This is a genomic window from Pseudodesulfovibrio portus (genome assembly GCF_026000375.1).
GTDB classification, from domain to species: domain Bacteria; phylum Desulfobacterota; class Desulfovibrionia; order Desulfovibrionales; family Desulfovibrionaceae; genus Pseudodesulfovibrio; species Pseudodesulfovibrio portus.
This window is the reverse complement of the sequence record NZ_AP026708.1, coordinates 242011-255217: the sequence shown is the minus strand read 5'-3', so window position 1 is coordinate 255217 and position 13207 is coordinate 242011. Positions and strand designations below refer to the sequence as shown.

Below are 13207 nucleotides of genomic sequence, written 5' to 3'. Positions count from 1 at the left end.
TTATTGCGTATCGCCCCGACGACGGTGCAACTAGTTTCGTATTATAGGGAGTTTTCATGCAAAGTTTGCGCTACAGAGCCATCGGAGCCCTGGTGGTCCTGGTTCTCGGACTGGCCTACATGCTGCCGTCCCTGCCCGGCGTCAAGGACTCCGCACTGGGCAATATCCTGCCCGGCGACTCCGTGAGCCTGGGTCTCGACCTGAAGGGCGGCATCAACCTCACTCTCGGTGTGGACATGGATACCGCCATGGACAACAACCTTGCCCGCCTGGGCGACGACCTCAAGGCCAGCGCCAGGGAAAAGGAAATATTCGTCCTGCGCCCCACGGTTCTCGACGAGAACCGCATCGAAGTGGTGCTGCTCAAGGGCGAACAGAAGGACGCCTTCGAGGAAGTCATAAAGCAATATTCGCCGTTTGCCGTGGAGAACTCCACCGGCATGGACGACGACAAGATCAAGTATGCCCTGGCCGTGTCGCCCCAGTATCGGGCTGAGATCGAAAAGCTGACCATGGAACAGGCCATCAAGACCATCCGCAACCGCATCGACCAGTTCGGTGTGGCCGAGCCTGACATCCGCCGTCAGCAGGACAATCGCATCCAGGTGCAGTTGCCCGGCCTTCAGGACCCCGAGCGGGCCATCAAGATCATCGGCCAGACCGCCCATCTCGAATTCAAGATGGTTGACGAGACCGCCGACGTGGCCAAGGCCCAGCAGGGCATCCTGGCCCCCGGTCGCGAGCTGAGCGTGCTTCTGCGCAAGCTGCCCAACGGCGAATATGCCGAGTCGCCCATCGTCCTCAAGAAGGACGCCGTGCTGACCGGCGATTACGTCACCGACGCCAAGGTGCTGCTGGATACCTGGAACAAACCTTATGTTTCCATGACCTTCAATGCGCGCGGCGGGACCATCTTCACCAACCTGACCGCCGAGAACGTCAACAGGCGCATGGCAATCGTCCTGGACGGCAAGGTCTATTCCGCGCCGGTCATCCAGGAACGCATCTCCGGCGGCAAGGCCTCCATCACCGGCACCTTCTCCAAGGAAGAAGCCCGTGACCTGGCGGTGGTGCTCCGCGCCGGTTCCCTGCCCGCACCCGTGATCATCCTGGAACAGCGTACGGTCGGCCCGTCCCTGGGCCAGGAATCCATCGACAACGGCATCCTGTCCGCCATCATCGGTATGGCCGCCGTGCTGATCTTCATGGTCATCTACTACGGATTCGCCGGTTTCGTGGCCGACATCGTCCTGTGTCTGAACATCATGCTCATCCTGGGCGGTCTGGCGGCGTTCGGCGCGACCCTGACCCTGCCGGGCATCGCGGGCATCATCCTGACCATCGGCATGGCCGTTGACGCCAACGTGATCATCTTCGAGCGCATCCGCGAGGAACTGCGACGGGGACTGTCTGCGACCCAGGCGGTATCGGAAGGCTACGGCCGGGCGACCCTGACCATCCTCGACGCCAACGTGACCACGGTCATCGCAGCCGTCATCCTGTACCAGTTCGGTACGGGCCCGGTCCGCGGATTCGCCGTGACGCTCACGCTCGGCATCATCACCTCCATGTTCACGGCCATCTTCGTGTCGCGCATCCTGTTCGACCTGTACACCAGAAACCGTGGCGCGGACGCCAAGCTGAGCATCTAGGAGACGATCATGGGACTTCAAATAATCAAGCCTGATACCAAAATCGACTTCATCGGCATAAAGAAGATCGCCTTCATACTGTCGGCGGTACTCATATTGGCCGGTGTGACCTCGCTGCTCATCAAGGGCGGACCCAAATACGGCATCGACTTCGCAGGCGGCATGATCGTCCAGGTGAAGATCGAAAAGGATACGGACGTGGAAGTGGTCAAGGACGCCCTGAGCGGCGTTGAACTGCCCGGTCTGGTTGTTCAGACCCTCGGCCTCGACGGCGACCACGAGTACCTGATCCGCACCTCCAGTTCCGACATCTCCTCCGAAGATGTCCGGAACAGGGTCAATACCGCGCTGACCGCCAATCTGGACGGTGCCAAATACGAAATACAGCGACTGGAAATGGTCGGCCCCAAAGTGGGCGCGGATCTGCGTGCCAAGGCCCTTGAGGCGTTGTTCTACGCGGTCCTGCTCATTGCCGTGTACATCTCCGGTCGTTTCGAACAGCGCTGGACCGTTGCCGGAGTCATGGCCGCGGCCCTGGGCGCAGGCGTGTACGGCATCGGCCTGCTCGGACTGGAGATGGGCTGGCTCATCGTGGCGGCGCTGGCCATCACGGTCGGCCTGTGCTGGTACCTGAAACTCAATTACGCATTGGGAGCGGTCGTCGCGCTCATCCACGACGTGATGATCACCATCGGCATCTTCTCCATTCTGGGCAAGGAGTTCGATCTGACCATCATCGCCGCGCTGTTGACCATCATCGGCTACTCGCTCAACGACACGATCATCGTGTTCGACCGCATCCGCGAGAACACTATCGCGCGAAAGGGCAACCAGTCGTTCGGTTCGGTCATCAACATGTCCGTGAACCAGACCCTGTCGCGCACCATCATGACCTCGGCCACCACGCTGATGGTCGTGTTCTGCCTGTTCGTGCTGGGCGGGTCCGTGATCCACGACTTCGCCCTGGCCCTGCTCATCGGCGTGGGCGTCGGCACGTATTCCTCCATCTTCGTTGCCTCCCCGATCCTTCTCGGGTTCGGTCCGGGCTCCGAAGCGGAAGCTGCCCCTGCGGACGCATAGTCCGGCAGACACATGGAAAAGACAAAGGGGAGGGCCGTATGGTCCTCCCCTTTTTCATATCTGATGGGCGAAAGGCCAGACCTTGAACACCTGCAGATAAAAATGCTCGGCCACGTATGTCAGGCTGACAGGCGTGAAGGGCAAAGCGGCCCGCAGTTCCTCCGGCGCGTAACGTTGGGCTTGCGGGGGCCCGAACCGGGTGGCGTGCTTGGCAATCTCCACGACCCCGAACAATCCTCCGGGAGTGAGCAGTCGGCGGACCTCATCGGCAACGCCTGGCATCTTCTCCCGTCCCACGGAGTGAAGGACGGTGGCGGTATAGACAACATCAGCGCACCCGTCAGCCAGGGGAGTGGGCTGTAATATATCGGCCACCATGGGCCGGATGTTGTCGGCGGTAATTTCCTCTCGGATTTCCTTGATGAACTGTGCGTTCACGTCCAATGCGTAAACCAGTCCCTCAGGTCCTACTGCCTCACTGAACAGCATGGACATGTATCCGTTGCCGCAACCCGCATCGACGATAGTCAGTCCGGGGCGAAGTTCCAATTTTCGAATTATCTCCCGGGTATCCAGCATGCCTTCGGTAAACCGTTTCGTATGTCGTGCCATATCATTCCTTTGTGTATTACTGTTTTACAAAAAATAACACGACAGCCTGGAACGCATCAAGAGGCAAGATCGTAAGGAGCGAAAGGGGTATGCCTGTTTCAGGCATTGGTCAATAAGCAGCAAGCCATTCCTCAGTCGGAATACAACAAAAAAAGGGCCTCTCCGATTATCGGAGAGGCCCTTTAGGAGTGCGTCGAATTAATCGAGCTGGCTGATCAGGTAATCCTTGATCTCCTGGATGGAGTCTTCGCCGTTCAGTTCGATGAACTTGAAGTCGGCGCCGTCAAGGTTCTTGAAGAAGTTGCAGGCAGCCATGGTGCCGGTTTTTTCATCATAGTAGATGTTGTGACGGACGTCGATGGCGCCTTCGTCCTGGTCGTCGTCACGAGCGGTCAGGGCACCACCACAGACGCGGCACTTGTCGCCGTCAGGGGCGATGACCGGGATACCGACGTTGTTGGGGTGGTTCGGGTTGTTTTCGCAGAGGCGACGACCCATGATGCGGGCCTTGGCGATTTCGCGGGGCAGCTTGATTTCGATGACGTAGTCGAGTTTCACGCCGTCTTTCTGCAGGGCTTCCCAGAGCTTTTCGCCCTGAACCAGGGAGCGGGGGAAACCGTCGAGCAGCCAACCGGCAGTGGAGCTGGCCAGAACGTCGAGAACCATGGGGATGGTGATATCATCAGGAACGAGCTCGCCCTTGTTGATGTACTCTTTGGCCTTCATGCCGAGCTCGGTGCCGCCGCCGATGTGCTTGCGGAAGATGGCGCCGGATTCGATGTGATCCAGGTTGTACTTGTCCTTGGCGATGTCGCCCTGGGTGCCTTTACCGGAGCCGTTGGGGCCGAAAATCAGAATATTCATACATTCCTCCTGATGATAATACACAGAAACGCCTGACAAGGGTTTCTGCACTTTGTGCAAAAGATCACATGCTCTTATACCGGGGAGTGCCGGAAGTCAATGGCTGACGGAGAAAACAACGCCGGAAGCAGTGATTGTTGCTGTCTTTTCGCCGGGGAACTGGAAGACCGAACCCACGCGCTTTTCTTCCCAAGCTTCGTCGAGCTTGAACAGGCTATGGGCCAGAACCTGGGCTGGGCCCAGATTGTCGAGGCACGCCTTGTACATGCGCAACCGGGCTGCCTTATGTGTGCCTTCCAGCAGGTCATTGCCGAGGGTTTTCGGCAGGGATCGGGTCATGTCGTCCCAATAATCCGTCTCGATACGACCGATCTTCCACAATCGGGCAACAGCGTCCCCGAAATTTGGGTTCTCCTGCAGGATGAGGGGAAGGATGTTTTTCCGAATGCGATTTCTGGTCCACTTCGGATCATCATTGGAAGCATCTTCAAGCCATTTGACGCCTGTATGGGCAAGGAAGGCCTTGAGCGTGGACTTCGGCAACATGAGGAAGGGACGGATCAGGTTCCGGTCCGGGTCAAATCCGGCCATGCCCGAGAGGCCGGGCCACCCCGTTCCGCGAATGAAACGCATGAGCACGTCCTCGCTGAGGTCGTCCCGGTGGTGGCCCAGAGCGACGAAATCGGCCTGTTTCTCATTGAGGACACGCTGGAACAACTCGTATCGGGCGTTGCGGCCCGCCTCTTCAAGACCGACTTCGGCCTCCTGCGCGGACTGCTTGATCTCTTTGGATTCACTTATGAATTCGATGGACAGTGATTCGCAAAGGGTGCGGCACCAAGCTTCCTCGGCGTCCGCTTCCTCGCGCAGCATATGGTTGAGATGAACGGCCACGACGTGACAGTCATTGCGGGGACAGAGATAATGCAGGACCAGAAGCAGGGCGGTGGAGTCCGCGCCGCCGGAAAGGCCGACCACTATCCGCTTGCCGGACAGGTCGAGCCCGAGCTCATCGGTGATGAATTTTTCGGTGTACAGGCAAAAGTGCGCCCACTTCGGAAGCAGTTCCTGCAGGGATTGCGGAATGTTCACAGGCGCATCGGACATGCTAGACCGAGATTTCAAGTTCCTCGATGAACTGGTCGAGGTACTCGATCATGTGTTTGCGTTGCGGAGAGGTGGCGTAGGTCACGCACGAGCACCGGATCTTGTTTCGGGCGCGGACCAGCAGTTCCAGCTTGACCTGGCATTCGGACATGTCGGACGGTCCCTCGACAAGCTCAAGGGCCATGAAATAGGGACCGCATTCATCCAGATGGTTTTTCTGTTCCTGCTGCAGCAGTTCCACGGGGAGCGGAAGATAGTAGATGCCGTCCAGGGGCCCCCGCATTTCCAACTCGTTCAGGGCGTCCGCGATTTTCTTGAGATCGTTCTCAACAAGGTCTTCTATGAGATAACTGCGCATTATTGTTCCTTTTTCGATGACTCAATGAGATTTTCAATGTCTTCCGGCGAACACATGCCCGGCTTGCGGTCCAGATGCGCGGTGTCCGGAACGACCTCGTCGTCCAGGTTGTACATGCGGCGGGCGAGATCGATGAACCGTTCGGCCGATCCTTCCTCCTGGGTGCGCCGTTTCAGGAAGCAGATGGGCTCATGCAAAGTCTTGCGGGCCACTGACAGGACCAGCGTCTGCAGGGACTTGCGCGTATTTTCATCCACCGGGCCGAGTTTCCTGAGGGTCTTGTTCAACTCGCGTACGGCCACTTCTTCAGCCTTGTCCACGAGGTCCGCAATGGTCGGCTGGATATTGAGCGAATTCAGCCAATTGCCGAATGTCTGGGTTTCCAGTTCCACCACGGCGTGGGCCTTGGTCGCCTCTTCCTGGCGCTGGGCCATATTCTCGTCCACCACGTCCTTGAGATCGTCGATGTCATAGAGATAGACGTTGTCCAGGCTGTTGACGTCCGGGTCGATGTCGCGGGGCACGGCGATGTCGATGAAGAACATGGGACGGTGCTTGCGCTTCTTGAGCACAACCTTGACGTCTTTCGTGCTGATCACGGATACCGGCGAACCCGTGGAACTGATGACTATGTCCACTTCGTGCAGTCGGTCCGGCATGTTCTCGATCTGGATGGGCTCGCCGCCAAGGCTTTCGGCCAGGGTCTTGGCCCGGGAAAGGGTGCGGTTGGCGATGATGATGTCCTCAACGCCGTTGCGCAGCAGGTGGGTGGCGGCCAGTTCGGCCATCTCGCCCGCGCCCACCAGCATGGCCTTGGTGCCTTGCAGGTCGCCGAATATCTTGCGCGCCAGTTCAACTGCCGCAAATGAGATGGACACGGCGCTGGATGCGATGGCCGTCTCGGTTCGGATGCGTTTAGCGACGGAAAAAGACTTGTGAAGAAGCCTGTTTACAATGGTCCTGGCCGTACCGTTGTCCACGGAGGAGCGGTAGGCGTCCTTGAGTTGGCCGAGAATCTGCGGCTCGCCCATGACCATGGAATCGAGGCTGGAGGCCACGGTGAAGACGTGTTTGACCGCCTCAAGGCCGGTGTACCGGTACGTGTTGTCCAGCAGCAATTCCGGGGCTCCCTTGCACACGCTCGCCCAGTACTGGATCAGCGAGTCCATGACCTCGCGCTCGGGCACCTGCTTGGCCACGGCCACAATCTCCACCCTGTTGCAGGTGGACAAGGCCATACATTCCTGCACGGGACAGTGGGCCATGAGACCCTGTTCGAAATTCTCGACATCGGTCAGGGCGAACTTCTCGCGCACGTCCACCCCGGCGGTCTTGTGGTTCAGGCCTATGAGGATGATCTGCTTGTTCATGGCATCACCCTGAAAGTAATGGTGTGATGGATAAGGGAGATGCACATGCCTGCAAAGACCCACAGGGTCAGGATGGCGGGTTTGCGGCCGCGCCAACCAAGAACCATCCGCTGGTGGAACAGGAAGGCGTAGAGAAACCAGACTGTCAGTGAACCTATCTTCATGATATCCCAGGTAAATTGCTTTTCAGGGGCGATCCAGTACCAAAAAAATGTCGAAAACAGGCCCAGGGTGTACAGCGGGAAGCCCAGGGCGACCGCCCACCGGTTGACGGAATCGAACTTGTTCAGCGACGGGATGGAGTCGCCCATATGCGTCAGCCCGGCCTTGGTCTTGAGCTGGCGGTTGTAATACAGAAAGGCCAAAGCCGCGCCGAATGCCAGCATGAGCACCCCGAGCGTCAGAACCAGGGAGCCGATGTGCAGGCCGAAAAACAGGGCCGTCAGCTGCGGGGGCATGATCACCTTGATGCCGCCCAGGGCCATGGAAGCCACGAAAAGCAGCAAGGCCAGGGGCAGGGCGGTGATGGCCAGGAATTCAAGGCGCAGGCGCCACCACATGAAGAAATACACCCCGAGTACGGACCAGGCCAGGATGTTGAAATAGAAGGTGCCTTCGCTCAAGGCCGCCGGGTCACGGGCCAACAACAAACTCAAATCAATGGTATTCAAAGAAAAACCGATGACCGCAACCCAGATCGACATACGCCGCAGCCTGTCGTTGCCGGTGCATGTGCCGGTCAGGAACAGGATGGTGCCGAGGGCATAAAGAGCGATAATGCAGATATGTATGGAATCAAACAAATCCATCGAGCAGCTCCGGTATATTGGCGTGCAACGGTTCGGGCAATGATTCTTTAAGTATTTCCGTGGCGGCGTCAAGGTCGTGAGCCTTGATGGCAGCCAACAAATCAGAGTTGACCAGCGTGCGGAAGACATCGGTGTTTTCCGGTGTTTCCAGCCCCTGGCCGAGCATGAGTGGCCGAATGCGGCCCATGACCGTGAGCAGGTCGGCATATTCCTGGCCGAAACTTTCCTGCAGGTCCCTGCGGATGCGTTTGGCCATGGCCGGGCTCCGGCCCCCAGTTGATACGGCTATGGTCAGGTCGCCGCGGCTGACAACGGCCGGGACGATGAAGCTGCACTGTTCCGGCATGTCTGCTATATTGCAGAGAATATTCCGCTGCTTGCACAGGTCGCCGATGTTCTTGTTGACCTTTTCGCTGGACGTGCAGGCCATAACCAGGAACTGTCCGTCCAGGTCTTGGGCACGGAATTCGCGACAAAGAAACGTCACGTTGTCCTGATCCAGAACATGTTCGAAGCCTGGAGCGGGTTGGCAGGTATCAACGACCGTCACCCGACCGGCGCCGGAATCGAGCAGGGACTTGATTTTCCGCTTTCCGACCGCGCCCGCGCCAACCACGAGGCAGGACCTGTTTTCCAAATTCACGAAGATGGGGTAATACCGCATGTGCCTTGATAACCAATGCGGGCCACCATGTAAAATGCCAATTTGCCCGGTTCTTGCAAGAATCATTGGAATTACGTTCGAATCTTGACGGTCCTGAAACAGACATGAAGCACTACCTCGTCATACAGCTCGCCCGGTTCGGCGACCTCATCCAGACAAAACGTCTTCTGGCAACGCTTTGCGCCCGCGAGGACGCGACCGTCCACCTGTGTGTGGACGCCTCCCTGGAAGCGTTGGCGCGGCTGGTCTATCCCGGCGTCGAAGTGCACCCGATCATGGCCCACGGCACCGGGTTGAACGGGCGCGAGGCGACGTTGCGGGTGCTCACGAACAACAGAAGAACCTTTGACGCGCTGGCATCCACGGATTTCGAGACTGTGTACAATCTCAATTTTTCGGGTCTCAACTTCAGGCTGGCCGCGCTCTTCGACCCGGACAGGGTGGAGGGATACGCCTGGAAGAACGGCCAGGAGATGACGACCACCTGGCCTGCCATGGCCATGCGCTGGACCAATTACCGCCGAATCGGCATGAACCTCGTGGATTTCTGGGCAGGGTACTGCCCGGACAGGATCGCACCCGACACGGTCAACCCCGAGGCGACACCCAAAGGGGGCGGCATCGGCGTGGTCCTGGCCGGTCGCGAATCCCGTCGTTCCCTGCCCGCGCCGCTTCTGGCCCGCATGACCTCCACCATGGCCGGAATCCGTGCCAGCAATAGGATCGTCCTTTTGGGCGGCCAATCCGAGCACAAGGCCGGACAGGAGGTGCTCAAGAATCTGCCGACCGGGTTGAGCGACAAAACGGAAAACCTGGCGGGCAAGACCGACTGGCACTCACTGACGGACATCGTCGGTTCACTGGACGTGCTTTTGACTCCGGACACGGGCACCATGCACCTGGCGGCCCATCTCGGTACGCCTGTGACGGCCTTTTTCCTGTCCTCGGCCTGGTGCTTCGAGACCGGCCCCTATGGCAGGGGACATACCGTATACCAGGCCGTTCGCGATTGCCTGCCGTGCCTGGAGAGCGCGCCGTGCCCCTTGGACATTGCCTGTCTGGGCGGTTTTGCCGATCCCGGATTCCAGCGCCTGCTGGCCACGCGCAACCCCTCGAGAGTGCCGGAAGGAATCATCGGCTTCGACTCCTATTTCGATAATCTGGGCCAATTGTACGTCCCCTTTGCCGGGGAAGACGTCAACGCGCCTCAGCGCAATGAATTCCGCAGGTTCCTGCATCAATACCAGTCCGGCGAAAACCTCGGCGTCACCCATGCCGACCACGTGTTCGCCCACCAGTTCTTCATGGAAAAGGATTGGATGGCGGACAAACAACATGTCAATTCCATTGGATAATTTACCATGAACAGCCTGCGCATACTCGTTGTCCTGCCCCTGTATGGCGGCTCACTGCCCATCGGAAGATACGTGGCCTCCGCCCTCAAGAAGGACGGCCATCTGGTGGAGGTTTTCGAGGCCCCGGATTTCTATCCTGCCTACGAGTCCCTCGACAACCTCAAGGTAACGACCGACCGACTGGATTATTTGCAGAATTCCTTCCTCAACGTACTCAGCCAGTCCGTGCTGGCCAAGGCGGAAACCTTTGAGCCGGACATGGTGTTGTCCATGGCCCAGGCCCCGCTCAATCGACAGGCCCTGAAACGGCTGAAGCGGGACGGCGTGGTCACGGCCATGTGGTTTGTGGAGGACTCCAACCTGTTCACCTACTGGAAAGGGTACGCGCCGCTGTACGACATTTTCGCTGTCATCCAGAAGGGGCAGTTCATCAACGATCTCGAAGCAATCGGCCAGCCGAACGGGCTCTATCTGCCCCTGGCCGCCGATCCGGACTTCCACAAACCCACGGAGCTTTCGCCCGTTGAACAGCGCAAGTTCGGTTCCGAGATATCCTTCATGGGGGCCGGGTATCCCAACCGGCGAGTGGCCTTCCGCGAGCTTGTATCACGCGATTTCAAGATTTGGGGGAACGAGTGGGACGGCGACCACGTCCTGGCCCCGCTTCTTCAGCTCAAGGGCGCACGGGTTACGCCCGAGGAATGCGTCAAGATTTTCAACGCCACCAGGATCAACCTGAATCTTCACTCCAGCGTCCAGGTTGATCAGCTTGTCACCGGCGGCGACTTCGTCAACCCGCGCACCTTCGAGCTGGCCGCATGCGGTGCGTTCCAGTTGGTGGACAAGCGCTCGCTCATGGACGAGGTCTTTGCCGGCGACGAACTGGCCACATTCACATCCATGAAAGACCTGATTGAAAAGATGGACTATTTCTCGGCCCATCCCGACGAACGCAAGGCTTATGCAGCCAAATGCCGGGAGCGGGTGCTCAAAGACCACACCTATGCCCACCGCATGCGGACACTGCTTGAGTTCACGGCCGAGCGCATTCCCGGCTGGCCCAAGCCCCGGTCAGCGTCCTCTGTATTCGGCGACGATTTCCCGCCCGAACTGGAGAAGGACATCCGCGACCGCATAAGCAGTCTCGGGTTGCCCGAGGACGTTTCATTCGAAGACCTGGTCTGGGCGGTCCGCGAACAACAGGGAAAACTGTCTTCCCTGGACACGGCCATCCTCTTTCTGGACGAGTGGCGGAAGCTCTACGGGAAAAGAAATTAACAATTCGAAATTAAAAGATAAACGGCTCTACAGGTATGCTGTGGAGCCGTGTTCTTTTGCCTTCATCTCTGCCGCTTGAACTGCCTTATCCAGGACAGAAGCCTGGGCTCCTCTCCCTGATCCTTGGGATGATAGAATTTGCGGCCCGCCAGTTCGTTTGGCAGGTAATCCTGGTCCGCCCACCCCTTGGGGAAGTTGTGGGGGTACAGATAGCCGCGCCCGTAGCCCCATTCCCGCTGCAGCGAGCTGGTCGCGTTGCGCAGGTGCAACGGCACGGGCTGGGGTCCGTTTTCACGGATTTCCTTTTGCGCGGTACGGTAGGCGGCATAGGTGGAATTGGATTTCGGGCACAGGGCCAGATAGACCACAGTCTGGGCCATGGGGATGAAACCTTCAGGCATTCCGATGGTTTCAATGGCCTGGTGGCAGGCCATGGCCCGGCCAAGGGCATCCGGGTCACCCAGGCCGATGTCCTCTGAGGCGGAAATGATCAGTCGGCGGGTTACGAAACGCGGGTCTTCACCGCTCTCAATCAGGCAGGCGAGATAGTACAAGGCCGCGTCCGGGTCGCTGCCGCGGATGGACTTGATCAGCGCCGAGGCCAGTTCGTAATGTGAATCGCCGTCACGATCCCCCCGGACCACTATCTCGGGCAGGGACTCGCGCAAACATTCCGGGCATCGTTTTTCCTTGGGCAGTTCTGCGGTGTATTCAAGTAAATTCAAAAGGGTACGAGCGTCGCCGCCAGCCATGGCAGCCAGCATCTTGTGGCTATCCTCTTCCAATTCAACGCTGAGTTCCCGGGCTCCGCGATGGCTGACGTCCACCAACTCCTCACGGCTCAACTGGCGCAGCCGCAGGACATGGAGGCGGGAGAGAAGTTGGCGGGTGACGCTGAAGGACGGATTCTCAGTGGTGGTGGCCAGCAGGGTGATCTCACCGGATTCCAGGATCGGCAGGAAAAAATCCTGTTGCGCCTTGGAGAAACGGTGCAGCTCGTCGAGAATGAGAATGTCCTGTCCCGGCAACATCTTGCGCAGGGCAGTCAACCCCGCTTCGGGTGCGCTCACACGCAGAAATTTTTTACCTGTCATGGAAGCCAGGAGCAGGGCAAGGGTGGACTTACCGCAGCCGGGCGGTCCGAACAGAAGCAGACTCGGCATGCGCTTGGATTGGGAGAACGCTTCAATGCGGTTGCGGATATGGGTCTGGCCCACGAAATCGTCCAGGGTCGTGGGGCGAATCCTGTCCGCAAGAGGGTGGGTTTCTTCAATTTCCAGCTTCATGACGTTTCCTGTCCGCTAAAGAATGCGAGACTCAGGCAATAGGTGGCGGCGGTTTCCCAGCGGAGCACCGATTCGCCCAGGGTGACGGGCTCAAACCCGGATTCCACCAATTTTACGGCCTCCTGGCGGTCGAAGCCGCCTTCAGGACCGACTACTACAAGTGTGCGCCCTTTGGAAAGCATGGAAGGCGTCAGCGGCGTGGAAACCTCATCCGACTCCCAGGCCAAATAGCAGTGGTCGAACCCGGCCCCCCGTTCGATCAGGCCGGGGATTCCGGCCGGGATGGTCTCCAGAACCGGGAGGTGGGGGTTGCCGCACTGTTTGGCCGCCTGGATGCACTTTTCCAGCCAGGTTTCCTTCGGTTCGGCTGGGACACGCCCCTGACTTCGGGTCGCCTGCCAGAAAATGAGGCCCGCTCCCTTCAATTCCACCGTCTTCTCGAAAAGATACGTGCGGCGTTTGGACTTGCTCCAGCCTATGGCCAAGGTCACCCCTGAAGTCGGCGCCGGAATTTCGTCCAGGCTGACCGTTTCCAGGAGAGCTCGGGTTTTCTTGATCTCAATGACCGTGAACAGGCCGGTCCGGCCCATGCCGTCGAACAGCCGGACCTCCCGTCCCTTCTCTGTGCGCAGGACAGTGGTCATGTGACGCGCTTCGGGGCCGACAAGCGCCACCGCGTCGCCGGGAGCGACGGGCCACTGGTCCGGGGCGAGGTAGAAAGAGTTCAGTCTGGTCATGATCACATCCCGATCAAAAAGGGCCGGAGGCGAAC

13 protein-coding genes are annotated in these 13207 nt (G+C 58.8%); 4 read left to right on the top strand and 9 right to left on the bottom strand.

Features of this window, described 5'->3' with window-relative positions; translation table 11 throughout:
- Positions 1-56 precede the first annotated feature (56 nt).
- Together secD and secF are read left to right on the top strand one after the other, a co-directional pair.
- Entirely contained in the window at positions 57-1652 is a 1596-nt protein-coding gene (gene secD, locus OO730_RS01280; RefSeq protein WP_264982769.1) for a protein translocase subunit SecD, read from the top strand.
- Between the two features lie 9 nt (positions 1653-1661).
- Complete coding sequence (gene secF, locus OO730_RS01275; RefSeq protein WP_264982768.1) at positions 1662-2732, top strand: protein translocase subunit SecF; 1071 nt, start codon at positions 1662-1664, stop codon at positions 2730-2732.
- A gap of 54 nt (positions 2733-2786) precedes the next feature.
- On the opposite strand, the gene OO730_RS01270 is transcribed toward secF, so the two are convergent.
- The 7 genes from OO730_RS01270 to OO730_RS01240 all read right to left on the bottom strand — a co-directional run bounded on the left by OO730_RS01270 (position 2787) and on the right by OO730_RS01240 (position 8516).
- Complete coding sequence (locus tag OO730_RS01270; RefSeq protein ID WP_264982767.1) at positions 2787-3344, bottom strand: class I SAM-dependent methyltransferase; 558 nt, start codon at positions 3342-3344, stop codon at positions 2787-2789.
- 198 nt (positions 3345-3542) lie between these two features.
- Positions 3543-4208 carry an adenylate kinase gene (locus OO730_RS01265; RefSeq protein ID WP_264982766.1) on the bottom strand — a complete coding sequence of 222 codons (666 nt, stop codon included), beginning with the start codon at positions 4206-4208 and terminating at the stop codon, positions 3543-3545.
- Positions 4209-4304: 96 nt separating this feature from the next.
- Entirely contained in the window at positions 4305-5315 is a 1011-nt protein-coding gene (tilS, locus tag OO730_RS01260) for a tRNA lysidine(34) synthetase TilS (RefSeq protein WP_264982765.1), read from the bottom strand.
- A gap of 1 nt (position 5316) precedes the next feature.
- Entirely contained in the window at positions 5317-5673 is a 357-nt protein-coding gene (locus tag OO730_RS01255; RefSeq protein WP_264982764.1) for a hypothetical protein, read from the bottom strand.
- Positions 5673-7043, bottom strand: coding sequence for a glutamyl-tRNA reductase (hemA, locus tag OO730_RS01250; protein WP_264982763.1), 1371 nt, complete (start codon positions 7041-7043; stop codon positions 5673-5675). The genes OO730_RS01255 and hemA overlap by 1 nt, the downstream gene beginning before the upstream one ends.
- Positions 7040-7852, bottom strand: coding sequence for a cytochrome C assembly family protein (locus tag OO730_RS01245; protein WP_264982762.1), 813 nt, complete (start codon positions 7850-7852; stop codon positions 7040-7042). Before OO730_RS01245 ends, hemA begins: the two co-directional genes overlap by 4 nt.
- Positions 7839-8516, bottom strand: coding sequence for a precorrin-2 dehydrogenase/sirohydrochlorin ferrochelatase family protein (locus OO730_RS01240; protein ID WP_264982761.1), 678 nt, complete (start codon positions 8514-8516; stop codon positions 7839-7841). The genes OO730_RS01245 and OO730_RS01240 overlap by 14 nt, the downstream gene beginning before the upstream one ends.
- Before the next feature lie 104 nt (positions 8517-8620).
- Between OO730_RS01240 and OO730_RS01235 the strand changes: the two genes are divergently transcribed.
- Positions 8621-9871, top strand: coding sequence for a glycosyltransferase family 9 protein (locus OO730_RS01235; RefSeq protein WP_264982760.1), 1251 nt, complete (start codon positions 8621-8623; stop codon positions 9869-9871).
- A 6-nt stretch (positions 9872-9877) separates the two neighbouring features.
- Complete coding sequence (locus OO730_RS01230) at positions 9878-11149, top strand: CgeB family protein (RefSeq protein ID WP_264982759.1); 1272 nt, start codon at positions 9878-9880, stop codon at positions 11147-11149.
- A gap of 62 nt (positions 11150-11211) precedes the next feature.
- Here the strand turns inward: OO730_RS01230 and OO730_RS01225 are convergent, their stop codons facing one another.
- On the bottom strand, positions 11212-12435 hold the full coding sequence (locus OO730_RS01225) for a replication-associated recombination protein A (protein WP_264982758.1): 1224 nt from the start codon (positions 12433-12435) through the stop codon (positions 11212-11214).
- Positions 12432-13172 (bottom strand): 16S rRNA (uracil(1498)-N(3))-methyltransferase, encoded by a 741-nt coding sequence (locus OO730_RS01220; RefSeq protein ID WP_264982757.1) that lies wholly within the window; start codon positions 13170-13172, stop codon positions 12432-12434. The genes OO730_RS01225 and OO730_RS01220 overlap by 4 nt, the downstream gene beginning before the upstream one ends.
- Positions 13173-13207: the final 35 nt, after the last annotated feature.